24 protein-coding genes and 1 other RNA gene are annotated in these 24,617 nt (G+C 70.0%); 18 read left to right on the top strand and 7 right to left on the bottom strand.

The window, feature by feature from the left end:
• The first annotated feature begins 2 nt into the window (after positions 1-2).
• From nth to AC1Q7O_RS04780, 3 genes are read left to right on the top strand one after another with little or no spacing between them, the layout of a single operon-like run.
• Entirely contained in the window at positions 3-647 is a 645-nt protein-coding gene (gene nth / locus AC1Q7O_RS04770; RefSeq protein WP_492658331.1) for an endonuclease III, read from the top strand.
• Positions 648-661: 14 nt separating this feature from the next.
• Positions 662-874 carry a DUF904 domain-containing protein gene (locus tag AC1Q7O_RS04775; protein ID WP_268165868.1) on the top strand — a complete coding sequence of 71 codons (213 nt, stop codon included), beginning with the start codon at positions 662-664 and terminating at the stop codon, positions 872-874.
• Positions 871-1,179, top strand: a complete 309-nt coding sequence (locus tag AC1Q7O_RS04780; protein ID WP_492658330.1) for a cell division protein ZapA — start codon at positions 871-873, stop codon at positions 1,177-1,179. The genes AC1Q7O_RS04775 and AC1Q7O_RS04780 overlap by 4 nt, the downstream gene beginning before the upstream one ends.
• On the opposite strand, the gene AC1Q7O_RS04785 is transcribed toward AC1Q7O_RS04780, so the two are convergent.
• Positions 1,176-3,038 (bottom strand): M48 family metallopeptidase, encoded by a 1,863-nt coding sequence (locus tag AC1Q7O_RS04785; protein ID WP_492658329.1) that lies wholly within the window; start codon positions 3,036-3,038, stop codon positions 1,176-1,178. The two genes, AC1Q7O_RS04780 and AC1Q7O_RS04785, sit on opposite strands and share 4 nt — an antisense overlap.
• Positions 3,039-3,156: 118 nt before the next feature.
• On the opposite strand from AC1Q7O_RS04785, the gene ssrS reads away from it, so the two are divergent.
• From ssrS to AC1Q7O_RS04800, 3 genes are all read left to right on the top strand, one after another.
• A non-coding RNA gene (gene ssrS / locus AC1Q7O_RS04790) (6S RNA) lies at positions 3,157-3,336 on the top strand.
• 25 nt (positions 3,337-3,361) lie between these two features.
• The gene (locus AC1Q7O_RS04795) at positions 3,362-3,820 is read left to right on the top strand and encodes an EVE domain-containing protein (protein WP_492658328.1); all 459 of its coding nucleotides are present in this window, start codon (positions 3,362-3,364) and stop codon (positions 3,818-3,820) included.
• Positions 3,817-4,632, top strand: coding sequence for a sulfite exporter TauE/SafE family protein (locus AC1Q7O_RS04800; protein WP_492658327.1), 816 nt, complete (start codon positions 3,817-3,819; stop codon positions 4,630-4,632). The genes AC1Q7O_RS04795 and AC1Q7O_RS04800 overlap by 4 nt, the downstream gene beginning before the upstream one ends.
• On the opposite strand, the gene AC1Q7O_RS04805 is transcribed toward AC1Q7O_RS04800, so the two are convergent.
• Complete coding sequence (locus tag AC1Q7O_RS04805) at positions 4,629-5,630, bottom strand: GGDEF domain-containing protein (protein ID WP_492658326.1); 1,002 nt, start codon at positions 5,628-5,630, stop codon at positions 4,629-4,631. The two genes, AC1Q7O_RS04800 and AC1Q7O_RS04805, sit on opposite strands and share 4 nt — an antisense overlap.
• A 220-nt stretch (positions 5,631-5,850) precedes the next feature.
• Between AC1Q7O_RS04805 and AC1Q7O_RS04810 the strand changes: the two genes are divergently transcribed.
• From AC1Q7O_RS04810 to AC1Q7O_RS04835, 6 genes are all read left to right on the top strand, one after another.
• On the top strand, positions 5,851-7,071 hold the full coding sequence (locus tag AC1Q7O_RS04810) for a BaiN/RdsA family NAD(P)/FAD-dependent oxidoreductase (protein WP_492658325.1): 1,221 nt from the start codon (positions 5,851-5,853) through the stop codon (positions 7,069-7,071).
• Positions 7,072-7,229: 158 nt separating this feature from the next.
• Complete coding sequence (rpsU, locus tag AC1Q7O_RS04815) at positions 7,230-7,442, top strand: 30S ribosomal protein S21 (protein WP_012346814.1); 213 nt, start codon at positions 7,230-7,232, stop codon at positions 7,440-7,442.
• A gap of 110 nt (positions 7,443-7,552) precedes the next feature.
• Positions 7,553-7,999, top strand: coding sequence for a GatB/YqeY domain-containing protein (locus AC1Q7O_RS04820; RefSeq protein WP_492658324.1), 447 nt, complete (start codon positions 7,553-7,555; stop codon positions 7,997-7,999).
• A 10-nt stretch (positions 8,000-8,009) separates the two neighbouring features.
• Positions 8,010-8,354 (top strand): protein tyrosine phosphatase family protein, encoded by a 345-nt coding sequence (locus tag AC1Q7O_RS04825; protein WP_492658323.1) that lies wholly within the window; start codon positions 8,010-8,012, stop codon positions 8,352-8,354.
• Between the two features lie 100 nt (positions 8,355-8,454).
• A complete protein-coding gene (locus AC1Q7O_RS04830; RefSeq protein WP_492658322.1) occupies positions 8,455-9,063 on the top strand; it encodes a TRAP transporter small permease subunit in 609 nt (202 codons plus the stop codon).
• Complete coding sequence (locus tag AC1Q7O_RS04835) at positions 9,063-10,631, top strand: TRAP transporter large permease (RefSeq protein ID WP_492658395.1); 1,569 nt, start codon at positions 9,063-9,065, stop codon at positions 10,629-10,631. The genes AC1Q7O_RS04830 and AC1Q7O_RS04835 overlap by 1 nt, the downstream gene beginning before the upstream one ends.
• A gap of 75 nt (positions 10,632-10,706) precedes the next feature.
• Here the strand turns inward: AC1Q7O_RS04835 and AC1Q7O_RS04840 are convergent, their stop codons facing one another.
• Together AC1Q7O_RS04840 and pmbA are read right to left on the bottom strand one after the other, a co-directional pair.
• On the bottom strand, positions 10,707-11,789 hold the full coding sequence (locus AC1Q7O_RS04840) for a TRAP transporter substrate-binding protein (RefSeq protein WP_492658394.1): 1,083 nt from the start codon (positions 11,787-11,789) through the stop codon (positions 10,707-10,709).
• A gap of 309 nt (positions 11,790-12,098) precedes the next feature.
• Positions 12,099-13,466: a metalloprotease PmbA gene (gene pmbA, locus AC1Q7O_RS04845; RefSeq protein ID WP_492658321.1), complete on the bottom strand. Its 1,368-nt coding sequence runs from the start codon at positions 13,464-13,466 to the stop codon at positions 12,099-12,101.
• Positions 13,467-13,524: 58 nt separating this feature from the next.
• On the opposite strand from pmbA, the gene yjgA reads away from it, so the two are divergent.
• A complete protein-coding gene (gene yjgA, locus AC1Q7O_RS04850) occupies positions 13,525-14,067 on the top strand; it encodes a ribosome biogenesis factor YjgA (RefSeq protein ID WP_492658320.1) in 543 nt (180 codons plus the stop codon).
• Positions 14,060-14,644 (top strand): molybdopterin adenylyltransferase, encoded by a 585-nt coding sequence (mog, locus tag AC1Q7O_RS04855; protein ID WP_492658319.1) that lies wholly within the window; start codon positions 14,060-14,062, stop codon positions 14,642-14,644. The genes yjgA and mog overlap by 8 nt, the downstream gene beginning before the upstream one ends.
• On the opposite strand, the gene AC1Q7O_RS04860 is transcribed toward mog, so the two are convergent.
• The 3 genes from AC1Q7O_RS04860 to AC1Q7O_RS04870 form a co-directional block, all read right to left on the bottom strand.
• Positions 14,641-17,916 (bottom strand): two-component regulator propeller domain-containing protein, encoded by a 3,276-nt coding sequence (locus AC1Q7O_RS04860; RefSeq protein ID WP_492658318.1) that lies wholly within the window; start codon positions 17,914-17,916, stop codon positions 14,641-14,643. The two genes, mog and AC1Q7O_RS04860, sit on opposite strands and share 4 nt — an antisense overlap.
• An 84-nt stretch (positions 17,917-18,000) precedes the next feature.
• Complete coding sequence (cysE, locus tag AC1Q7O_RS04865) at positions 18,001-18,777, bottom strand: serine O-acetyltransferase (protein ID WP_492658317.1); 777 nt, start codon at positions 18,775-18,777, stop codon at positions 18,001-18,003.
• Positions 18,778-18,820: 43 nt separating this feature from the next.
• Entirely contained in the window at positions 18,821-19,555 is a 735-nt protein-coding gene (locus AC1Q7O_RS04870; protein WP_492658316.1) for an RNA methyltransferase, read from the bottom strand.
• Positions 19,556-19,663: 108 nt separating this feature from the next.
• Between AC1Q7O_RS04870 and AC1Q7O_RS04875 the strand changes: the two genes are divergently transcribed.
• The 4 genes from AC1Q7O_RS04875 (at position 19,664) to AC1Q7O_RS04890 (ending at position 24,585) form a co-directional block, all read left to right on the top strand.
• Entirely contained in the window at positions 19,664-20,605 is a 942-nt protein-coding gene (locus tag AC1Q7O_RS04875) for an inositol monophosphatase family protein (protein WP_492658315.1), read from the top strand.
• A gap of 221 nt (positions 20,606-20,826) precedes the next feature.
• Positions 20,827-21,141, top strand: coding sequence for an energy transducer TonB (locus AC1Q7O_RS04880; protein ID WP_492658314.1), 315 nt, complete (start codon positions 20,827-20,829; stop codon positions 21,139-21,141).
• 76 nt (positions 21,142-21,217) lie between these two features.
• Positions 21,218-23,794, top strand: coding sequence for a DNA mismatch repair protein MutS (mutS, locus tag AC1Q7O_RS04885; protein WP_492658313.1), 2,577 nt, complete (start codon positions 21,218-21,220; stop codon positions 23,792-23,794).
• On the top strand, positions 23,791-24,585 hold the full coding sequence (locus tag AC1Q7O_RS04890; protein ID WP_492658312.1) for an alpha/beta fold hydrolase: 795 nt from the start codon (positions 23,791-23,793) through the stop codon (positions 24,583-24,585). The genes mutS and AC1Q7O_RS04890 overlap by 4 nt, the downstream gene beginning before the upstream one ends.
• Positions 24,586-24,617: the final 32 nt, after the last annotated feature.

The raw sequence follows: 24,617 nt of genomic DNA on the forward strand, positions 1-24,617 counted from the left end.
GCATGAATGCCGCGCAAGTCGAACGCTTCTTCGCCACACTGAAAGCCGCCAACCCGGCACCGCAGACCGAGCTGGAGTTCTCCAGCGTCTTCGAGCTGCTGACGGCGGTGCTGCTGTCCGCACAGGCCACCGACGTCGGCGTCAACAAGGCCACCAGGCGCCTGTTCGCCGTCGCCAACACGCCGGCGCAGATCCTGGCGCTGGGTCAGGACGGCCTCGAGTCGCACATCAAGACCATCGGTCTGTACCGCAGCAAGGCCAGGCACCTGCTGCAGACCTGCCAGATCCTCCTTGAGCAGCATGGCGGCGAGGTGCCGCGCTCGCGCGAGGCGCTGGAGGCGCTGCCCGGCGTCGGCCGCAAGACCGCCAACGTCGTCCTCAACGTCGCCTTCGGCGAGCCGACGATGGCGGTGGACACGCACATCTTCCGCGTCGGCAACCGCACCGGTCTCGCGCCGGGCAAGACGCCCTTGGCCGTCGAGCTGGGCCTGCTGAAGCGCGTTCCCGCGGCCTATCTCGTCGACGCCCATCACTGGCTCATCCTGCATGGCCGCTACGTCTGCCAGGCGCGCAAGCCCATGTGCAACGTTTGCGCCGTCATCGACGAATGCGACCACGGTCGCCACCTAAAATCGGCGTCCGCCTGATCAGAAGCCCCTCCATGGCCAGCCTCACCGACCTGACCGACCGCGTTGAGCGCCTGCTCGTGCGCCACGACGAAATCCTGCGCACCAACCTGCTGCTGCAGGTGCAGCTCACCGCCATCACGCAGGAGCGCGACAGCCTGCGTTCGCGCCTGAGCGCCGCCCGCGCCCGCGTCGACGCGCTGCTGGAACGCCTGCCCGCCGAGGCCCCCAAGGAGGAGCAGCCATGAAGCAGATGGAAGTCACCATCATGGGCCAGAGCTACCTGCTGGGCTGCCCGCCCGGCGGCGAGGCCGCGCTGACCGCTGCCGTCGCCCAGGTCGACCGCGAGATGAGCGCCATCCGCGACGCCGGCAAGGTCAAGGCCCGCGAGCGCATCGCCGTGCTGGCGGCGCTGAACCTGGCCTACCAGCTGGCCGACACGCCCCAGGCCGCCGCCGCCGCGCCGGCCGCAGCCCCCGTGGCCTCGCCCGAGGTCGACGCGTTGATCAAGCGCCTGGACGAAGCGCTGAGCCACGACGGCCAGCTGCTCTAAGCGCCGATCTGCGGATAGACCGGCTCGAACGCTCCGCGGCGGATCTCATCGAGCGTGGGCGCCTCGCCGGCCCACAGCACCAGCACCGGCCCGGGCAGGCTCAGGTTGCGCTCCAGCCAGCGGCACAGATCGAAACGGTCCTCGTCCGTCATGCCGGGCAGCTCCACGAAGGCCAGGTAGGCCCGGCGCCGCGGAAATTCACGCAGCGTCTTGCACACGAGCCAGGCCCGCGCCAGCGGCCTGCAGCGCGCCAGCTCGGCCTGCACCTCGCCCAGCTCGAACGCCGACAGGTCATGCCGCGTGACCTGGCTGAAGTAAGGCATCTGCCGCAGCTCCTCCCAGGCCCTGTCCTCGGCTTCTTCGGCCTGCTTGCGGCGCTCGCGCCAGAGCTTGAGCGCGGCGGCGTCATGCGCCAGCCCCGGTCGCGGCGTTTCCAATTCGTCGACGGCATGGCGCGCCGCCCACCAACGACGGTCAGGGCCGGCTTCCCACAGGCGCTGCAGGGTCTGCAGCCGGCCGGTGCGGTCCTCCTCGGCCAATGTCAGCACCAGGCCCTGCAGGGCGGCCGGGTGCTCGGCACTGCGTTGCAGCGCCAGCTCGTACAAGGGTCGCAGATCGGCGTTGCGGTCCAGTTGGCGGCGCAGCGAAGCCTCCTCGACCAGCTCGCCGGCGTTGCTGGTGGCACGTGACGCCTCCAGCACACGCACCCGGTCCCGCACCCGCCCCAGCCATGCGTGGTGCCGCTTCCAGCTGTCGGCGTTGTCCCTGCACCATTGCTTGTCGAAGTGCGAGATCCAGCGCTCCACACCGTCCCCCAGCAGGCTCAACGCGCCACGCCGCGACCACTCCGGCAGCACTGCCTGGGCGCCCAACGAGGCCGCGCGGTCACGCAGGCTGGGATGGGTGTCCGCCAGGTCGCTGACACGAGACAGTGCCAGGCGCAGCGCCTCGCGCGCGAATGCGGGGTCCGGCGCCAGGGCCAGCTGCGTGCGCATGGACTGGAAGGGACCGGCAGGCAACGCCGCCGTGGCCGCCGTGCGCCAGTGATCGGCCCAGAAGCGCTGGTCCAGCCAGGCGCTTTTCACTTCGATCTCCACCAGCGCCGCCGTTGCCACCTCCGCGCCCAGCAGGCGGCCGGCGATGCGATCGGCCTCGTACTCATCCTGCCGCGCCAGTGCGAAGGTCTTGGCCGCAAAGCGCGGGAAGTACCAGTTCAGGAAGGCCTGCGTCGCCGCGGAGGCGATGTTCTCGTCGTGGCGCATGCTGTCATGCAGGCGCAGCCATGACTGCCTTGTCCGGTAGATCCAGGCTGCGAAGCGTCCGTGGTCACCGCGCAGGTGGCCGTATTCGTGGGTGAGCACCGCCAGCAGGCGTTGCCTGTCCAGCGCCATCAGCAGCGGCAGGCCGAGCGTGAGCGTGTTCACGGCGCCGCCCAGCAGCCCCCAGCGCGGCGCCTGTCGGATGCTCGCGTTGAAATCCCCGTCGAGGTAGACCGCGTGGATGGGCGGCCCGTGGATCTTCTTGCGGATGCGCTCCAGCGCGTCGAACAGCGCAGGCGCCTCGCTGGCCATGATGGCGACGCCCTCGGGCGCGTCGAAGCGCACCCACAGGGCCCGCAGACTGGCCCACAGCAACCCCAGCGCCGCCAACAGGCCCCACACCAACGCAAACCGGAAACGCCCATGCAACAGCTGCGGCAGCAGCCACGCGACCAGACCGGCCGCCAGCGCCAGGCACCCCAGCACCCAGGCATAGCCCAACGCCGCGAACACGGCCACGCTGCGCCGATAGGACCGGCTGTCATGCGCGCTGGCCTGCTCGCTCAGCCGCACCATGTGCACGAAATCGGCCTGATCCATGAAACGCCTCCCCGCGGCCAGGCCGCCTCTCTTGCGATGGGCGCGCATGCTAGCCAAGCTTGCCGGCCACCAGACCTTCTTTCACGCGAGGGCATGCCGCAGGTTTTAGAATCTCGCCCGTCCACTGCTTTCCCCGGGGCTTTTATTTCCTTCATCCGATGCTCTATGAGCAAGGGCTTGGAATATGCCGGATGGGCGTGAGCGTCTCGCGTCAGATGAACCCGAAGTCCGGATGACCTGGCCCACCTGATTACCCCTGGGTGTTCAGGATCTCGGCCCCCAGGATTGCGGTGGACACCTTTTCCGCGCCTTAGCATCAGCGCATGAACTACTGGCTGATGAAGTCCGAGCCCGACGAGGCGTCCATCCTCGATCTGCAGAAGGCCGGCACCCTCCCCTGGACCGGCGTGCGCAACTACCAGGCGCGCAACTTCATGCGCGACGCCATGCGCCTCGGCGACGGCGTGCTGTTCTATCACTCGTCCTGCGCCGAACCCGGCATTGCCGGCCTCGCGGAGGTCTGCAGCGCCGCCTACCCGGACGCCACGCAGTTCGACCCGGCCAGCCCCTACTTCGACGCCAAGTCCAAACCCGAGGCGCCGCGCTGGGTGCATGTGGACGTGCGCTGGCGCGAAACGACGCGGCTCCTGAGTCTGAAGGAAATGCGCGACGCGCCCGAGCTGGCCAGCATGGGCGTGCTGCAGCGCGGCAGCCGGCTGTCCATCACGCCCGTCACGCCGGCCGAATGGCAGGCCGTGCTCGCACGGCTGCATTCGGCATGAGCGCCGGCTTCATCGCCGAGCTGCTGGCGCTGGGCCTCGCCGCCGGCTTCCTGGCCGGCCTGCTGGGCATCGGCGGCGGCATGCTGCTCGTGCCCTTCCTGACCTTCATCCTGAGCCAGCGCGGCGTCGCGCCGGACTTCGCGGTCAAGATGGCCATCGCCACGTCGATGGCCACCATCATGGCCACGTCGCTGTCCAGCGTGCGGGCGCATCACCGGCGCGGCGCCGTGCGCTGGGACCTCGTCAAGGGACTGGCGCCCGGCATCCTGGCCGGCGGGCTGCTGGCCGGCGCGGGCCTGTTCTCACTGCTCAAGGGTGCCTGGCTGGCGTTGTTCTTCGCCGTCTTCGTCAGCTTCTCGGCCTGGCAGATGCTGCGCAACAAGCGCCCCGAACCCAGCCGCCAGATGCCCGGCACCGCCGGCCAGTTCGGCGCAGGCGCCGGCATCGGCCTGCTGTCGGGCCTGGTGGGTGCCGGCGGCGGCTTCGTCAGCGTGCCCTTCATGGTGTGGTGCAACGTGCCGGTGCATTTCGCGGTGGCCACCAGCGCGGCACTGGGCTTTCCCATCGCCGTCGCCAACACGCTGGGCTACGTCGTCGGCGGCCGGGGCCTGGAGCCGGCACTGCCGGGTGCCTTCGGCTACCTCTACCTGCCGGCGCTGGCCGTGATCGCCGCCGCCAGCGTGACGATGGCGCCGCTGGGCGCCCGCGCGGCGCATGCGATGAACGTGGCCCAGTTGAAGAAGGCCTTCGCGACGCTGCTGTTCGCGCTCGCGGCCTACATGCTCTGGAAGGGCTTGAGCGAGCTGCTCTAGCCGAACGCGATGGACGCCAGCACGACCTGGTTGCCGCCGCGGCGCTGGGCCTCGTGCACGGCGTTCTCGCTGGCGTTCATCAGCTCGTCCTGCCGCGACGCGGTGTGCGGGAAGCTGGACACGCCCATGGAGACCGACAGGCCCAGGTCCTGACCGTTCAGCACGACGATCTGCGCGGCGCACTGGCGGCGCAGCTGCTCCATGCGCGCATGCGCCGTGGCCAGGCCCACACCGGACAGCAACACGGCGAAGCGCTGCGCGCCGATGCGGCAGGCCGAGTCCATCGCCCGCGTGTTGGCGCGCAGCATGCGGCCGATGCCTTCGAGCAGCCGCTGCTGGGCGTCCTCCCCCAGCGCCGCGACGGCGGGCGACGCGTCCAGCGCGATGACCACGAGCGCGAACTCGCGGTGCTCCCGCGAGGACAGGTCGATCTCGCGCAGCAGCTGGTCGTCGAACTGCGGCCGCAGGTACAGGCCCGACACATCGTCACGGCCCGAGCCCTGCTGCAGTTCGCGGCGGATCTGTTCGATGGCGCCCTGCTGCTGCTCGATCTGCACCAGCGCGCGCTGCAGATGCGACTCGCGGTGGCGCTCCTCGGTGCGCTCGTGCCAGACCGCCAGCAGGAACTCCTGCCCCAGCGCCATCCGCGTGACGCTGAACTCGCGGCGGCGGCCGTTGATCTCCAGCTTGTGCTCAGACACGACCGGATGGCGCTGCGCCATGACCGTCTGCTCGACACGCCGCAGCGCCGTCGTCTCGTCGGGCCGCAGCAGCTCGGCGTCGGTGCGGCCCACGACCGCCTCACACTCAAACATCTGCGCCAGGCCTTCGCTGGCGAAGACGTAGCGGCCGCTGGCCACGGCCTTGATCGCGGCCTGGCTGCCCAGCGGCTCGATCAACGCCACCAGACCGGCCAGCGCCTCGCCGCCCAGCTCGGCGTGACCGGCCAGCCAATGTGCCAGGCTGCCGGGCGGCGTCGCGGAAGGGTCGGCGGTCATGTCCATGAAATCGTTTTGATGCGATCACGTGCCGTCGGCGGGGAACCGGGGCGGGTCCGGGTGTCAGAGGACTGTAGTGGGGCGCAAACCGGGCCAGCAAGGCCGCTTCACCCCACGAATCGGGCTTCCCCCCTAGAAGCCGCACGGGATCACTTGCAGCCATCCTACCGAGTTTCAACAGCCCGACCCGCGAGAATGCGTCCCCATTCACGGGAGGTCTATGCAGGGTTTTGATGTGGTGGTGGTGGGGGCAGGCGCCGCGGGCCTGTTCTGTGCGGGGCTTGCGGGCCAGCGCGGCCTGCGCGTGCTGCTGATCGACCACGCACCCAAGCTGGCTGAAAAAATCCGTATCTCCGGCGGCGGGCGTTGCAATTTCACGAATCGCGACGCCGGGCCGGCGAACTTCCTGTCCGAAAACCCTGCCTTCTGCCGCTCGGCGCTGGCGCGCTACACGCCGCAGGACTTCATCAAGCTGGTGCAACGCCACGGCATCGCCTTCCACGAGAAGCACAAGGGCCAGCTGTTCTGCGACGACTCCAGCGAGCAGATCATCCAGATGCTGCTCAAGGAGTGCGAAGCCGGTGGCGTGATGCGCTGGCAGCCCTGCACCGTGGCCGACGTGCGGCCGCTGCCCGGTGGTGGGTTCGAGCTGGACACCAGCCAGGGGCCGGTGGCGGCACCGCGCGTCGTCGTCGCCACCGGCGGCCTGCCGGTGCCCAAGATCGGCGCCAGCGACTGGGGGCTGCGGCTGGCCAAGCGCCTTGGCCACGCCATCGTCGAACCCCGCCCTGCCCTTGTGCCACTGACCTTCGACGCCGACGCCTGGGCGCCGTTCGCGGCGCTGGCCGGGCTGTCGCTGCCGGTGGAGGTCAGTGTCGGCAGCGGCAAGGCGCGCGGGCGCTTCCTGGAAGACCTGCTGTTCACGCACCGGGGCCTGAGCGGCCCGGCCATCCTGCAGATCTCCAGCTACCGCACGGCCGCAGACCAGCCGCTGCAGATCAACCTGGCGCCGGAACTGCAGCTGGACAAGGAACTGGTCGAGGCCAAGGCCACGTCGCGCCGCCAGCTGGGCAACGAGTTCGGCGCACGCCTGCCGCAGCGCCTGGCCGCCGCCTGGCTGGAGCGTGCGAAGCTGAACGCCGCGCGGCCGCTGCCCGAATGCCGCGACGCCGACCTGCAACGCCTGGGCCGCAGCGTGCACGACTGGCAGCTGATGCCCAGCGGCGACGAGGGCTGGCGCAAGGCGGAGGTCATGCGCGGCGGCGTCAGCACGAAGGATCTCAGCTCGCAGACACTGGAAAGCAGGCGCGTGCCGGGCCTGCATTTCATCGGTGAAGTGGTGGACGTGACGGGCTGGCTGGGTGGCTACAACTTCCAGTGGGCCTGGGCCAGCGCGGCCGCCTGCGCGGACGCGCTGGCGACCCCTTCAACGCCCGCCTGAGCGAATCTTGGCAAGTCGTTGATTTCCCGGCTACAATCCTCGGCTTTGCTGGCAAACCCCGCGCGTCGATTCGCTGCCGTCGTCAAGAAGTGACGCAGTAATCCGGAACCTGCTGCTGAAACTGGCCGCGAACACCGAGCGCAATCTGAAGGAAATACATGACCACCATCCGCGTCAAGGAAAACGAGCCGTTCGACGTCGCCCTGCGTCGCTTCAAGCGCACCATTGAAAAGCTGGGCCTGCTGACCGAACTGCGCGCCCGCGAGTTCTACGAAAAGCCCACCGCCGAGCGCAAGCGCAAGAAGGCTGCCGCCGTCAAGCGCCACTACAAGCGCGTGCGCAGCATGCAGCTGCCCAAGAAGCTGTACTGATAGCCTCCTGACGCGATCCGGAACCTGTTTGAGAAAACAGTTCCGGTGAACTCCAGAACCCGCCACAGGACGCTGTCGCGGGTTTTTGTCTTTTTGAACTGGAACCTCCCATGAGCCTCAAAGACCGCATCACCGAAGACATGAAGGCCGCGATGCGTGCCAAGGAAAGCGACCGGCTGCTGACCATCCGCGGCCTGCTGGCCGCGGTGAAGCAGAAGGAAGTGGACGAGCGCGTTGTCGTGGACGATGCCGCCCTGGTGGCCATCGTCGACAAGCTGATCAAGCAGCGCAAGGACTCCATCAGCCAGTTCGCCGCCGCCGGCCGTGACGACCTCGTCGCCAAGGAAACCGCCGAGCTGGCCGTGCTGCAGGTCTACCTGCCCGAGCGCCTGTCCGCCGAGGCCGTGGCCGAAAAGGTCGCCGCCATCGTGGCCGAACTGGGTGCCAGCGGCCCCGGCGACATGGGCAAGGTCATGGCTGCCGCCAAGGCGGCTCTGGGCAATTCCGCCGAGATGAGCACCGTGTCCGCCGCCGTCAAGGCCGCGCTGGCCAAGTAAGGAGCCTCCCATGAGCCTGCCTCTGCAAGCCATTGCCCCCGACATCTGCGCCGCGCCGCAGCTGACGCCCGACGCCATGGCCGAGGCCGCGGCCATGGGCTTCAAGAGCGTCGTCAACAACCGCCCCGACTTCGAGCACGGCCCCGACCAGCCGACGTCGGCCGAGATCCAGGCCGCCGCCGAGGCCGCGGGCCTGGCGTACCGCCACCTGCCGGTGGCCGGCGGCTACCAGTCGCCCGAGGAGATCGCCGCGTTCGCCCGATTGCTGAACGAGCTGCCGCGCCCGCTGCTGGTGTTCTGCCGCTCGGGCGCACGCTCGACCCGCCTCTTCATGCAGGCGCAGCAACTCGGCTGAATCCCGTCGGGGCTTACCCTGAACGACGGCTCAAAGAAGCCGTCGCCCTTCAAGCGGTCGCTACATTGGCGACCGCTTTGCATTTCAGCCGCCCCGTCCCATGAACGCCCTGCTCTCTCTTGCGCGGCGCATCGACAGCCTCAACGACCGCTTCGGCAAGATTGCCGCCTGGGCCGTGCTGCTGTCCTGCTTCATCAGCGCCGCCAACGCCATCGTCCGCTACGGACTGGACTACAGCTCCAACGCCTTCCTCGAGATCCAGTGGTATCTGTTCGCCACCTGCGTGATGCTGGGCGCGGCGCAGGTGCTGCGCCTCAATGAGCATGTGCGCGTGGACCTGGTCTACAGCCGCCTCAGCGGGCACGGCAAGGTGTACGTGGATCTGTTCGGCCTGGTGGTCTTCCTGCTGCCGGTCATCTGCTACATGGCCTGGCTGTCGTGGGGGCTGTTCGTCGTCAAGCTCAGCACCGGCATGACGGCCACCGACTCGGTCGCCAGCCTCGGCTTCATGGGCTACTGGGCCAAGCTGCTGACGTCGGGGGAGGTGTCCAGCAACGCCGGCGGGTTGATCCGCTGGCCGGCCGTGCTGGTGCTGCCGCTGGGCTTCGTGCTGGTGGCGCTGCAGGGCGTGGCCGAGATCATCAAGCGCGTGGCCTGGCTCGCGCACAAGTTCGAGATGGACACGCATTACGAGAGGCCGCTGCAATGATCTCGATGGAGAGCTTCCCGCCGCTGATGTTCGCGGGGCTGATCCTCGTCATGCTGATCGGCTTCCCCGTCGCGTTCTCGCTGGCGGCACTGGGCCTGGCCTGCGGCTTCTTCGCCGTCAGCCAGGGCTGGTTCCCGCCGGAGTTCATGAGCGCGCTGCCGCAGAACGTGTTCGGCATCCTGTCCAACGACCTGCTGCTGGCCATCCCGTTCTTCACGCTGATGGGCTCGCTGCTGGAGAAATGCGGCCTCGCCGAGGACATGCTCGATTCGATGGGCCAGCTGTTCGGCCCGGTGCGTGGCGGCCTGGGCTACTCGGTCATCATCGTCGGCTTCATCCTCGGCGCCATCACCGGCACCGTGGCGGGCCAGGTCATCGCGATGGCGATGATCTCGCTGCCGGTCATGATGCGCTACGGCTACAACATGCGCTACGCGACCGGCGTGCTGGCCGCGTCGGGCACGATCACGCAGCTGGTACCGCCGTCGCTGGTGCTGGTGGTGCTGGCCGACCAGCTCGGTCGCTCGGTGGGCGACATGTACAAGGGCGCCTGGGGCCCGTCCATCCTGCAGGTGCTGATCTTCGCGCTCTACACCTTCATCCTCAGCCGCGTGAAGCCCGAGCACGTGCCGGGCGTGCCCAAGGAGTCGCGCACGCTGCAGGGCTGGGCGCTGTGGAAGAAGTGTCTGCGCGGCATCATCCCGTCGGCCGTACTGATCTTCGCCGTGCTGGGCTCCATGGGCGGCCTGCCGGGCATCAACACCGCCATCTGCACGCCGACCGAGGCCGGCGCGATGGGCGCCGTCGGCGCCTTCATCCTGGCCGGCATGCACAAGCGGCTGAGCTGGCCGCTGATCAAGGACACCATGCTGGGCACCATGCGCATCACGGCCATGGTGGTGTTCATCCTGATCGGCTCGCGCACGTTCTCGCTGGTGTTCCAGGGCGTCGAGGGTGGCCGCTGGATCGAGCACCTGCTCAGCGACCTGCCGGGTGGCCAGATCGGCTTCCTCATCGTCGTCAACCTGTTCATCTTCTTCCTGGCGTTCTTCCTCGACTTCTTCGAGATCGCCTTCATCATCCTGCCGCTGCTGGGGCCGGTGGCCGACAAGATGGGCATCGACCTCGTCTGGTTCGGCGTCATGCTGTGCGTGAACATGCAGACCAGCTTCATGCACCCGCCGTTCGGCTTCGCGCTGTTCTACCTGCGCGGCATCGCCGACACGCTGTTCAAGAACGGCGCCATCCCGAAGAAGGTGCTGTCCAGCGACATCTACCTGGGCTCCATCCCCTGGGTGGCCATGCAGCTCATCCTCGTCGCCATCGTCATCTTCTTCCCGCAGACGGTGACGGCCTTCCTCGACAAGGAGAAGGCGGTGGACATGAACCAGGCGTCCGAGCTGCTGCAGCAGATGGGCGGCCACGACGAGAAATCGTCCGCCGACATGAGCGCCGACGACGCCAGCAAGCTGTTCGCGCCCGAGCCTGCCGCGTCGGGCGCCAGCGCGGCCGCCACGGACGACGGCGACGCGGTGCGCCGCGCACTGGAAGAGGCCGCCAGGAAGTAGCCCGCCCGCCGCGGCCGGCACGACCGGCCACAAAAAAGCCCCGCATCGCGGGGCTTTGTCTTTGGCGGCGTACGGTCAGAACTTCTGCGACTGCATGAAGTCGTCGAAGCCGGCTTCGGCGAAGCGGAACCACAGGTTCTGGTCGCGGCGGAAGTTGGCGTAGTCCTCGTAGACCTTCTTCCAGTTCGGGTTCTTGGCCGACAGCTCGGCATAGATGGCCATGGACTCCTTGAAGGCCGAGTCCATGACGTCCTTGGGGAAGCGGAACAGCTTGGTGCCCGAGCCGACCAGCTGCTTCAGCGCGATCGGGTTCTTGGCGTCGTAGCGACCCTGCATGTCGATGTGGGCCACCGCGGCGGCCGACTCGACGATGGCCTTGTACTCGGCCGACAGCGCGTCCCAGGCCTTGGTGTTGATGAAGAAGTCCAGCTCGGGGCCGCCTTCCCACCAGCCGGGGTAGTAGTAGTTCGGCGCGACCTTGTTGAAGCCCAGCTTCTGGTCGTCGTACGGGCCGACCCACTCGGCGGCGTCAATGGTGCCCTTCTCCAGCGCGGAGTAGATCTCGCCACCGGCGATCTGCTGCGGCACGGCGCCCATGCGCTCGACGACACGGCCCGCGAAGCCGCCGATGCGGATCTTCAGGCCCTTCATGTCGGCGACGCTCTTGATCTCCTTGCGGTACCAGCCGCCCATCTGCGCGCCCGTGTTGCCACCGGGGAAGCTGATGATGTTGTAGTTGCGATAGAACTCGCGCATCAGCTTCAGGCCGTTGCCCTCCACCATCCAGGCCGTCATCTGGCGGCTGTTCAGGCCGAAGGGAATCGCGCAGCCCAGCGCGAAGGTCTCGTCCTTGCCGAAGAAGTAGTACGGCGCCGTGTGCGCGATCTCGACGGTGGCGTTCTGCACGGCATCCACCACCTGCAGCGCCGGCACGATCTCGCCACCCGCGTGCACCGAGATCTGGAACTTGCCGCCGGTCATCTCGGAGACCTTCTTCGCGAACGTGTCGGCCGCGCCGAAGATGGTGTCCAGCGACTTCGGGAAGCTGGACGCGAGGCGCCAGCGCACCTGCGCCTGGGCGTGCACGATGGCCGGGGCAGCACCCGCCGCCAGCACACCCGCGAGGCCGGCGTGGCGAACGAAGGAACGGCGTTCCATGGACATGGAGGTCTCCTGTTTTCGATTTGAGAAATGACGCGCGATTCTCAAACGCCGCCCCACGCCGCGCGGCCCGGATTTACCCCGGCGCCACCGGTTCTCGGGACGAGCGCCGGGCCGCTCCCAAGCCGGCCCGTCAGGCGATGTGCGAGCGGCTCAATGCCGCGAGCATCGCCGTCCCCTCGGGGGCTGAGGCCGGACACAGGGCGTCCAGTGGACGGCCTGTGCCTGCCGAAGCTATGCGGCAGCGCCGCAGAGCGGTCCCGACCAGGCGACCATCATCCAGCAAAGCCGACTGGGCGAGGGGCCTCAATTCCCCGCCAGCTTCATGCCGGTGACGAGGACCGAGCCCACCGTCTTGGTGCCCATCGTGTACTCGTCGGACCCGATGCCGACGATGCTCTGCAGCATGTCCTTCAGGTTGCCGGCGATGGTGACCTCGTGCACCGGGTAGGCGATCTCGCCGTTCTCGACCCAGTAGCCGCTGGCGCCACGCGAGTAGTCGCCGGTCACGTAGTTGACGCCCTGCCCCATCAGCTCGGTCACGAGCAGGCCGCGGCCCAGCCGGCGGATCATCGTCGGCAGGTCGTCGCCGGGCGCCGTGGCGCGGCTGGTCATGCGCAGGTTGTGCGAGCCGCCGGCATGGCCGGTCGTCTTCATGCCCAGCTTGCGCGCCGAGTAGCTCGACAGGAAGTAGCCCTGCAGCACGCCGCCCTGCACCACCGAGCGGGCACGCGTGACGACGCCCTCGTCGTCGAACGGCGAGCTGCCCTTGCCCTTGCGCACATGCGGGTCCTCGCTGATGTCGATGTGCGCCGCCGTGACCGGCTGGCCCAGGCTGTCGAGCAGGAAGGTCGTGCGGCGGTACAGCGCACCGCCGCTGGTAGCCTGCACCAGCGCGCCCAGCAGGCCGATGGCCACGGTGCTCTCGAACAGCACCGGCACCTCGGCCGTGGCGACCTTGCGGGCCTTCAGGCGCGACAGCGCGCGCTCCGACGCGTAGCGGCCCACGGCCTCGGGCGAGGACAGGTCGGCCGCGTCGCGCATGGAGCTGTACCAGGCGTCGCGCTGCATGCCGTTGCCGCGGCCGGCGATGGGCGCCACCGACAGCGAATGCCGCGAGCTGGCATAGCCGCCCTGGAAGCCGCGCGTGTTGCCCATCCAGAAGTGCGACTGCTGCGCCGACACGGCCGCGCCCTCGCTGTTGGTGATGCGCTTGTCCACGGCCAGTGCCGCGGCCTCGCAGCGCAGCGCGATCTCGGCCGCCTGCGCCGCGTCGATGGCCCAGGGGTGGAACAGGTCCAGCTCGGGCCGCGCGGAGGCGTCCAGCGCCAGGTCGGCCGCGTCGGGCAGGCCGGCGAACTCGTCCTCGGCCGTGAAGCGGGCGATGTCGTAGGCCGCGCGCACCGTGTCGCGGATGGCCTGCGGCGAGAAGTCAGACGTGCTGGCGTTGCCGCGGCGCTGGCCCAGGTAGACCGAGATGCCCAGCGACTTGTCGCGGTTGCGCTCCACGTTCTCCAGCTTGCCCAGCCGCGCCGACACCGACAGCCCGCAACCCTCCGACACCTCGGCACCCGCGTCGCTGGCGCCCAGCTTCTTCGCCTCGGCGAGGGCATCGGCGATCCACTGCTGGAACTGCTCGGGGCTGTAGGCAAAACCGTCTTGGGCTTGGGACATGAAAGGCACTGAATCGGGGTGGGCGACAATCATAGGTCTCGCTCGATCCCGGCCACCAATGCAAGAACACACCCCCGAATTCGAAGACGACGACGACTTCGATCGCCCCAGCAAGTCCCAGATGAAGCGCGACATGACCGCGCTGCAGAAGCTCGGCGAGGATCTGCTGGCCCTGCCCGAGAGCCGCTGGGAGCCGCTGGCGCTGCCCGAGATCCTGTACGACGCGCTGAAGGCCTGCAAGAAGATCACCAACTTCGAAGGCCGCCGCCGCCAGATGCAGTACATCGGCAAGCTGATGCGCAAGATCGACCCCGAGCCCGTGCGCGAGGCCGTGGCCGCCTTCAAGCTGGGCCATGCGCAGGACAGCCTCAAGCTGCACCAGTCCGAGCGCTGGCGCGAGCGCCTGCTGGCCAGCGACGACGCGCTGCAGGAATTCATCGGCGAGCATGCCGACGTCGACATCCAGCAACTGCGCAACCTCGTGCGCGCGGCGCGCAAGGACGCGGCCAACGAGCCCGAGAAGCGCAGCGGCCGCGCGTTCCGCGAGCTGTTCCAGTTCATCAAGGCCAGCGAGCCCCAGGAAGGCGCGGCCGATGAGTGACGCGGTCCCTGAGCCCGTTCGAATCGGCATCGTCTCCATCAGCGACCGGGCGTCCACCGGCGTCTACGAGGACAAGGGCCTGCCGGCCCTGAAGGACTGGCTGACCCGCGCGCTGCTGAACCCGATCGAGTTCGTGCCGCGACTGATCCCCGACGAGCAGGCCGGCATCTCGGCTGCGCTCGTCGACCTCGTCGACACCGAGCGCTGCAACCTCGTGCTGACCACCGGCGGCACCGGCCCCGCGCCGCGCGACGTGACGCCCGAAGCCACGCTGGCCGTGGCCGACCGCGTGATGCCGGGCTTCGGCGAGCAGATGCGCCAGATCTCGCTGCACTTCGTGCCGACGGCCATCCTGTCGCGCCAGGTGGCCGTCATCCGCGGCCAGGCGCTTGTCATCAACCTGCCAGGCCAACCCAAGGCCATCGCCGAGACGCTGGCGGGCCACGAGCAGGCCAGCGGCATCTTCGCGGCCGTGCCCTACTGCATCGACCTCATCGGCGGGCCTTACCTGCAAACGCGCGACGAGGTCTGCAAGGCCTTCCGGCCCAAGAGCGCGCAGCGGCCCGCGGCCGCCTAGCCGTCGACGAAGGCGCCCGGCTCCGTCGGCGACGCCAGCGCGGCCGCCACGTCGTCCAACGGCCGGTTGCTGCTGAGCCCGAAGCCGCCCACCACCCGCTGGCCGAGGGCGCCGCGCCCCGCGGCGGCGTGCACGCCCACCCAGGCATTGCGGCCGGCGCGCTTGGCGGCGTACAGACCCAGGTCGGCCAGGTTGACCACCTGCTGCCAGCTGCGCGCCAGCGGCCGCTCCAGCTCGAACGGCACGCAGGCAAAGCCCACCGAGCAGGTCACCTCGATGCGGCCGCCGTCCTCCAGCTCAAACGGCGCCTCGGCGATGACGGCGCGCATGCGCTCGGCCAGCTCCGCGGCCTGCGCGCGGTCGGTGTCCCGGGCCACGGCCAGGAACTCTTCGCCACCCCAGCGCACCAGGTAATCGGACTCGCGCAGCGTCGCGCGCAGCCGCGTGCCGAACTGCACCAGCACCGCGTCGCCCGCGGCGTGGCCGTAGCGATCGTTGATGCGCTTGAACGCGTCCACGTCCACCAGCAGAAACACGTTGTCGGTGTCCAGCGGCTGGCCGCCGGCCGCCAGCGTCTCCTGCGCGCGGCGCAGGCAGGCGGCGATGTCCTGCTCGATGTGGTCGGCCAGGAAGCGGCGGTTGTGCAGGCCGGTCAGCGGGTCGGTCACGCTGCTCATCTGCAGCTGCGCCGACTTCTCCTGCAGCGCCACGTGCAGGGCCTCCAGCTCGGCGGTGCGCTGGCGCACCTTGCTCTCCAGCTCGCGCTGGCGCTGGCGCAGCAGCCTTGTGCGCATGCGCACGGCGCCCAGTACCAGCAGCAGCAGGCCCGCCGCGAAGCCGATGCGGAACCACCAGGTCTGGTGCCAGGCCGGCAGCACGCGCACCGGCAGCGTCAGCACATGCTCGCCCCAGCGGCCGTCACGGTTGGAGGCGCGCAGGTGCAGCCGGTAGTCGCCCGGCGGCAGGTTGGCGTAGGCGGCCAGCCGGCGCGTCGCGTCGGTGGCCACCCAGTCGGCGTCGTAGCCCTCCAGCCTGTAGGCGTAGCGGTTGCGTTCGGGCGCCGAGAAGTCGGTGGACGAGAACTCGACGGCCAGGCTGTTGGCATCGGGCTGCACGGTCAAGCCCGCCGTCGCGGCACCGCCCAGCACGGGCCGGCCGCCCAGCTTGACGTCGCTGACGAGCACGCTCGGCCGGTAGTGCCAGGGCTGCAGCTTCTGCGGCTGCACCACCGTCACGCCGCCCGCGCCGCCAAACAGCAGCTCGCCGCGCTCGGTGCGCGCGGCCGAGCCGGTCCAATAGGTCGGGAACACGACGCCCTCAGCGCGGCGCAGCGACAGCACGACGTGGGTCTGCGGGTCGATGCGCGCCAGGCCGTTGTCGGTGCTGGCCCAGACGCGGCCCTGCACGTCGCGCAGCAGCGCGTTGACGGTGGAATCCGGCAGGCCCTGCGCCAGCCCCAGGCGCTGCAGCGGCTCGCTGCCGTAGCCCAGGATGTCAATGCCGCCGCCGTAGCTGCCCACCCACAGCCGGCCGCGCTCGTCGGTCAGCAGCGCGGAGACGAAGCCGGCGGACAGCTGCCGCGGCCCCGCGACGCCGGGCAGCCAGCGGGTCACCGCGCGGCCGGCCACCTCGACGCGGTTCAGCCCGTGGCGCGTGCCCACCCACAGCACGCCGGGTTCGCGCTCGTCCATCACCATGACCGTGACGCGCTGGTCGCTGAGGCCTGGCGCGGCCAGCGTGACGGCCTCGGCCCGGCCGTCGCGCAGGCCCAGCCGCCACAGGCCGTCGGTCTGGCCGCCTATCCACAGGTCGTCGCCCTCGGCGAGCAGCGCCCAGACGGAGGCGGCCGGGTCGCGCCCGGCGAGGGCCACGCGCTGCACCTGGCGGCCAGCGGCGTCGGCGCGGTACAGCCCGCGCTTGGTGCCGATGAACAGCCCGCCGTCGGGCGCCGGCGCCATCGCCAGCACGATGTCCGGCGGCAGCGCCGACTCGGGCCGGGCGGCGTCGGGCCGCAGCGCGCCGATGCGCCGGCCGTCGGCGTCCAGGATGTCGATGCCGTTCTTGTGCGTGCCCAGCCACAGCCGGCCGTCGGGCATGGGCTGTATCCAGCTGACCTCGGTGCTGACGAAGCGCGCGTCCAGCGCATCGGCGCCGTCGGGCGTCATGCCGAAGCGGTTCAGCACGGCGGTCTGGCGCGGGTCGCAGCGGCTCAGGCCGCGGTTGGTGGCCACCCAGACCTGGCCAGCCCGGTCGCGGTACAGCGCCCGCAGCGCGTTGTCGCCCAGGCTCATGGGCCAGGCGGGCACGTGGCGGATGCGGCGCGTCTGGCCGCGCTCGACGTCCACGGCCACCAGGCCCTGGCTCTGCGTCGCCACCCACACCTCGCCGGGCCTCACCTCGGCAATGCCGGCGATCTGGCTGCTGCTGAGCAGGTCCAGCCCGTCGGGCGTGCCCTGCTCGCGCACCGGCGAGGCTGGCGCACGGCCTTCGTCCGGCAGCACGAAGACGCCGTGCTGCAGCGTGCCCACCCAGAGGCGCCCGGCGCCGTCCTGGCGCAGCACCTCGGGCTGCACGACGGTGCCGCCGCGCAGCGGCACGGCCTCCAGCTGCGCAGCACCCGGCTCGCGGCGGAACAGCCCGGCCGCGCTGCCCAGCCACAGCGTGCCGCGGCGGTCGCGCAGCAGCACGCGCACCTGGGGGCCGGCCGGCGCCGCCCAGCCCTTGCTGGCATGCTCGATGCGGCCGCTGGCGGGGTCCAGCCGGTCCAGCCCGCCATCGGTGAGCACCCACAGGTTGCCGTCGCCGTCGTCCAGCACCTGGCGCACGCTGACGTGGCTCAGGCCCTGGTCGCCGCCCACGGGGTAGGTGATGAAGCGGTCAGTGGCCGGGTCATGGCGCAGCAGGCCGGCCGACGTGGTGCCCACCCACAGGCGGCCACGGGTGTCGCCATGCAGCGCCTGCACGTAGTTGTCGGGCAGCGCGCCGTCACGAGCCGGGTCGGCCTGGTAGACGCGGAAGCGGTAGCCGTCCCAGCGCGACAGCCCGCCCGGGCTGCCTATCCACAGGAAGCCGCGGCCGTCCTCGGCCATCGCCGTGGCGATGGCGTTGGGCAGGCCCTGGTCCTGGCCGATGTGCTGGAAGGCGATGTCGGCCAGCCGCTCGTGGCGCGGCTCGGCGGCACCCACGCGCGGCGCCAGCGCGGCGAGCAGCGCCAGGGCCAGCGCCAGGCGCCAGCCAGGGTGAAACCGCAGTCGGAATGCGCGCAGCAGCAAATCGGGCCGTCTCGGGTCGGGCCTGCGCCCGGGGGAGCTCGATTCTCACGCACGCCGCGGCCGCTTTTCCGGCCCGACGCGCGACTACTTGACGAGCCGGCTCATCTCCGCGGCGTCGAAGGCCTCGTCGCGTTGCGCGTCACAGGGCACGCAGTCGCCGACCGGCTTGCCGAGCTCGGTCGACAGCTTGCACACGGCGTCCCACAGCAGCGCGATCTGGTGCTCGTGGCCCGACGCGCTGTCGATGAGGCCGCGCATGGCCTGCGCCACCGGGTCGTCGCCATGGGCCACGCCGTAGGCCGAGAAGCCCATGCGCGCGGCGGCCTCCTCGCGGGCCTGGTCGCTGGCGGCCTCGATGATGCGGGCCGGGTTGCCCACGGCCGTAGCCCCCGCCGGCACCGGCTTGGTGACGATGGCGCCCGAGCCGATGCGCGCACCGGCGCCGACCGTGAAGCCACCCAGCACGCAGGCATTGGCGCCGACGATGACGCCCGGGCCCAGCGTCGGGTGGCGCTTGGCGCCCTTGACGAGCGACGTGCCGCCCAGCGTCACGCCCTGGTAGATCGTGCAGCCTTCGCCGATCTCGGCCATCTCGCCGATGACGATGCCCATGCCGTGGTCGATGAACACCTTGCGGCCGATGCGCGCGCCGGGGTGGATCTCGATGCCCGTCAGCCAGCGGCTCCAGTGCGAGGTCCAGCGCGCCAGCCACTTGAAGCCATGCGTCCACAGCCAGTGTGCGCGGCGGTGCAGCATCAGCGCATGCAGGCCCGGGTAGCAGGTCAGCACCTCCCACGTCGACCGGGCGGCCGGGTCGCGTTGCAGGATGAGGGCGATGTCTTCGCGCAGGCGCTGGAACATGGTGTGCTGCCGAAAGGAAAGGCGGGCCAGTCTAGGCGGGCGTTCAATGGCCTGAAGGGCCTGAGGTCTTGCTCATCTGACGGGCGATGCCGCGCAGGATATGCACCTCCTCGTTCGTCAGGCCGGCGCGGTTGAACAGCTGGTTCAGGCGCGGCATCAGCTTCCTGGGCGCGGCCGGGTCGAGGTAGCCGATATCGACCAGCGCGGTCTGCAGGTGGTCCAGCAGACCCTGCACGGCGCGGGCATCGGCGCGTTCGGGGTCGGGCGTGCGAGCCGCGACCACGAAGCCGCCCAGCGCCTGGCGCAGGTCGTAGGCCAGCAGCTGCACGGCCTGCGACAGGTTCAGCGAACCGTAGTCGGGGTGCGTCGGGATGCTCAGCACCGCGTGGCAGCGGTAGACATCCTCGTTGGCCATGCCGTAGCGCTCGGAGCCGAACACCAGCGCCAACCGCGGCGGCGCCTCGCGCGCGGCCAGCTCGGTGAAGAGCTGGCGCGGCTCGTGCGTCGGCGGGCCGAAGTCGCGCGGCGTCATCGCCGTGGCGCAGGCGTAGTCCACGCCGTCCAGCGCATCGGCCAGCGTGGGCACGACACGCGCGCGGACCAGGATGTCCGCCGCGCCGCTGGCCATGGCCACGGCTTCCTCGTGGCAGGCCACGTCGGGAAAGCGCGGCGCCACCAGCACGAGGTCGGAGAAGCCCATCACCTTCATCGCCCGCGCCGTCGCGCCGACGTTGCCGGCGTGGCTGGTGTTGATGAGGACGAAGCGTGTGGATTGCACGGGTTTGTACGGGGGCTGCGGCTAGAATCGGGCGATTATCCGGGCTGGCCGATGCCGTCCCGACGCTCTTTCCCCCTGTCAGCCCCTTCTACCCAGCGAGTGCCCCGCATGCAGCAGACGTCCCTCCATCCCATGCTCAATGTCGCCATCAAGGCGGCGCGCGCGGCCGGCGCCATCATGAATCGCGCCTCGCTGGATCTGGAGGCTCTGCGCATCAACACCAAGAGCCCCAACGACTTCGTCACCGAGGTCGACCACGCCTGTGAAGGGGTGATCATCGAGACGCTGCTGGGCGCCTACCCCGACCACGGCATCCTCGCCGAAGAGTCCGGCCGCACCCACGGCGCCAAGCATTCCGAGTACGTCTGGATCATCGATCCGCTGGACGGCACCACCAACTTCATCCACGGCTTCCCCGTTTACTGCACGTCCATCGCGCTGTCGTTCCGCGGCAAGGTCGAGCAGGCCGTCGTCTACGACCCCACCCGCAACGACCTGTTCTACGCCACCAAGGGCCGCGGCGCGTTCCTGAACGACAAGCGCCTGCGCGTGTCCAAGCGCACCCGCATGAGCGACGCGCTGATCGGCACCGGCTTCCCGTTCCGCCGCGGCGACAACTTCAAGCGCTACGTGAAGATGTTCGAGGAGGTCATGCAGCAATGCGCCGGCCTGCGCCGCCCGGGCGCCGCCGCGCTGGACCTCTGCTACGTCGCGGCCGGCTACTACGACGCCTTCTTCGAGACCGGCCTGCAGCCGTGGGACGTGGCGGCCGGCTCGCTGATCGTCACCGAGGCCGGCGGCCTGGTGGGCAACTTCACCGGCGAAGCCGACTTCCTGCACCAGCGCGAAGTCCTTGCCGGCACGCCGCGCATCTACGCGCCGCTGGTGCAGACGCTGGCGCCCTACAGCCGCGTCATCAAGGACGAAGACCTGACGGCCCCGGCGCCGGCGAGCGCGCCGGCCACGGAGGCCCCCGCCGCGCCGGCAGCACCCAGGAAGCGCGCTCCCGTGCGCATCAAGAAGACCGACAGCGACGAAGCACCGGTCTGACCCGCCCGGTCCGCAGAACAAGCCCTCCTCGCGAGGGCTTTTCTTTTTTTCGCGTGACGAAGTTGGCACCCCTTTGGACTACGGGTGAACCCGAGCATTGCGGTGTGACATGTGCACGGCCGCCCCCCTTACCCAAGGGGGAAGCCTTGGCCAGAATGCGGTTCAACGCGGCTCCGAGCCGCCATCAACGCCCTCCAACCTCTACGTCACGAAAGACTCAAATGCTCGTTCGCTCCGCCCTCGCCCTCGCCCTCGCCGCCGCTGCCACGCTGGCCCACGCCGACGCCAAGGTCCTGAAGAAGGTGGCGCCGGAGTACCCGAACGAGGCCGTGAAGAAGAACATCAACGCCGGCAGCGTGCGCGCCAAGATGACCATCGCCGGCGACGGCAAGGTCTCCGCCGTCGAAGTCGTCGAAGCCGAGCCGAAGCGCATCTTCGACCGCGCCGCCGTCGACGCCCTGAGCCAGTGGAAGTTCGAAGGCACGGGCGCCGCGCAGACGCACGAAGTCAAGCTGGTGTTCAAGTCGGAAGACTGATTCGCTGCTTCGCTGAATCAACAAGGCCCGCGATGCGGGCCTTGTGCTTTTGGGGCGCCAGATAATGCGCGGCCCCATGAAAGCCGATACCGCACCCGACCTCGCCCCTCACACGCCGATGATGGCCCAGTACCTGGGGCTGAAGGCGGACTTCCCGGACACGCTGCTGCTGTACCGGATGGGCGACTTCTACGAAGTCTTCTACGACGACGCGCGCAAGTGCCATGCGCTGCTGGACATCACGATCACCACGCGCGGCCAGAGCGCTGGCCAGCCGGTGGTCATGGCCGGCGTGCCGGTGCATGCGCTGGAGAGCTACCTCGCCAAGCTCATCAAGCTGGGCGAGGCCGTGGCGATTGCCGAGCAGGTGGGCGAGGTCGGCGCCGGCAAGGGGCCGGTGGAACGCAAGGTGGTGCGTGTCGTCACGCCGGGCACCATCACCGACACCGAGCTGCTGGCCGACAAGCAGGACGCCGTGCTGCTGGCCGTCTCGGGTCACGGCCGCCGGCATGGCCTGGCCTGGCTGTCGCTGACGCAGGGCGAGATCGTGCTGGCCGAGTGCAGCGATACGGAGCTGCCGGCCTGGCTGGCGCGGCTGTCGCCGGCCGAGGTGCTGGTGAACCGCGAGGCGCAGCCGGCGGGCGTCATGAAGGCGCGCTTCCCGGTGACGAACCGGCCCAGCTGGCAGTTCGACGCGGCCCTGGGCCAGCGCAAGCTGTGCGAGCAACTGGCCGTGGCCGGCCTGCAGGGCTTCAACGCGCATGAGCTGACGCTGGCCCACGCAGCCGGCAGCGCGCTGCTGGCGTTCGCCGAGCACACGCAGGGCCGCGCGCTGGCCCATGTGCGCTCGCTGCGCGTGCAGCGCAGCGGCGAGCTGCTGGACCTGCCGCCCGCGACGCAGCGCAACCTGGAGCTGGTGCAGACGCTGCGCGGCGAGTCCAGCCCCACCCTCTTCTCGCTGCTGGACACCTGCAAGAGCGGCATGGGCAGCCGCATGCTGCGCCAGTGGCTGCTGCACCCCAAACGCGACCGCGGCGAGGCCATCGCGCGGCACGACGCCATCGCGGCGCTGCAGGCCGAGGGCTACGAGCCGCTACGCGACGCGCTGAAATCGGTCAGCGACGTGGAGCGCATCTCGGCCCGCATCGCGCTGCGCCAGGTGCGTCCGCGCGAGCTGACCGGGCTGCGCGCGACGCTGCAGGTGCTGCCGCAATTGCGCGCCGTGACGCCGGCCGCGCTGCGCGAGGCGAACGCGGCCGCACTGAACCCGCCGGCCGACGTCCTCGAACTGCTGGAACGCGCCATCGCGCTGGAGCCCGCGCTGCTGGCGCGCGACGGCGGTGTCATCGCCGACGGCTTCGACGCCGACCTGGACGAGCTGCGCGGCATCCAGCAGAACTGCGACGGTTTCCTGCTGGACCTGGAGACGCGCGAGCGCGCCCGCACCGGCATCGCCAACCTGCGCGTGCAATACAACCGCGTGCACGGCTTCTACATCGAGGTCACGCAAGGCCAGGTCGACAAGGTGCCGATGGACTACCAGCGCCGCCAGACGCTGAAGAACGCCGAGCGCTACATCACGCCGGAGCTGAAGGCCTTCGAGGACAAGGCGCTGTCGGCCAACGAGCGTGCACTGGCCCGCGAGAAGCTGCTGTACGAACAGGTCATCGACGCGCTGACCACGCGGCTGGAGCCGCTGACCGCGCTGGGCCGCACGCTGGCCGGGCTGGACGCGCTGGCCGCGCTGGCTGAGCGCGCCGCGACGCTGAACTGGTGCCGGCCGGAGTTCGTGCCGCAGCCCTGCCTGGACATCGAGGCCGGCCGCCATCCGGTCGTGCAGGCCCGCCTGGCCGAGACCGGTGGTGCGGAGTTCATGCCCAACGACTGCAAGCTGGACGCCCGCACGCGGCTGCTGGTCATCACCGGCCCCAACATGGGCGGCAAGAGCACGTTCATGCGCCAGGTGGCGCTGATCGCGCTGCTGGCCGCCATCGGCTCCTACGTACCCGCCACGAGCTGCCGCCTGGGCCCGATGGACGCCATCCACACCCGCATCGGCGCGGCGGACGACCTCGCCAACGCGCAGTCCACCTTCATGCTGGAGATGACCGAGGGCGCGGCCATCCTGCACTCGGCGACCGACCAGTCGCTGGTGCTGATGGACGAGATCGGCCGGGGCACGTCGACCTTCGACGGCCTCGCGCTGGCGAGCGCCATCGCCAGCCACCTGCACGACAAGACCCGCGCCTTCACGCTGTTCGCGACGCACTACTTCGAGCTGACCGAGTTCCCGGCCAAGCATCCGATGGCGCAGAACTGGCACGTGTCGGCCGTCGAGAGCGGCGAGGACATCGTGTTCCTGCACGAGCTGCAGGCCGGCCCCGCCAGCCGCAGCTACGGCGTGCAGGTCGCGCGGCTGGCCGGCATGCCCGCCAGCCTCGTGCGCCAGGCGCGCGCGACGCTGGAGGCGCTGGAGGCCCGCTCCAACGCGGCGGACGATCAGTTCGACCTCTTCGCCGCGCCACCCGCACCGCCGCCGCTGCCCGAGCCCAGCGAGCTGGTCGCGGCGCTAGACGGCATCGACCCCGACGCGCTGTCACCGCGCGAGGCGCTGGAGGCGCTCTACAAGCTGAAGCGATTGGCCAAAGCATGAGCGAGAAGGTTCTCGTCTTCTCGCACGCCAACAGCTACCCCGCCGGCTGCTACCGCGTGCTGTTCGAGCGCTGGCGCGCCGCCGGCTGGCGCGTGGAGGCGCTGGACCGCTTCGGCCACGACCCGCGCTTTCCCGTCACCGGCGACTGGCGCCGGCTGCGTGACCAGCTGCTGCACTTCATCGACACCGATGTGAGGCCCGACAGCCCGGTCGCGCTGGTAGGCCATTCGCTGGGCGGCATGGTGAGTCTGCTGGCGACGTGCCGCCGGCCCGAGCTGGTGAGCCGCCTCGTCATGCTGGACTCGCCGGTCGTGGCTGGCTGGAAGGCGGCGGCTGTCGCCGTGGCCAAGACGACGGGGCTGATCCATCGCTACGGCCCGTCCAAGATCGCCCGCGATCGCCGCCATGTCTGGCCCGACCGTGATGCGGTGCGTGCGCATTTCGGCGCCAAGAAGATGTTTGCCCGCTGGGACCCGCGCGTGCTGGCCGACTACGTGGACGCCGGCTTCGAGGAGGCCGACGGCCAGGTGCGGCTGCGCTTCACACGCGACGTCGAGGCCCACATTTACCGCACGCTGCCGCATCACCTGCCGCTGCTGCTGCGCCTGCGCCCGCCGCAATGCCCGGTCGCCTTCGTCGGCGGCACGCGCTCCGCCGAACTGCGCCAGGCCGGCGCGGCCGCGTCGAAGAAGCTGGCCGGCGAGAACTGGCGCTGGATGGAGGGCTCGCACCTCTACCCGTTCGAGAAGCCCGACGAAACGGCCGACCTGGTGCTGGAACTGCTGCGCTGACGCCCTGCCGCGGTCGGCGGGTCGCAGCTCTT

It is taken from the genome of Roseateles sp. GW823-FHT07B05 (genome assembly GCF_058794515.1).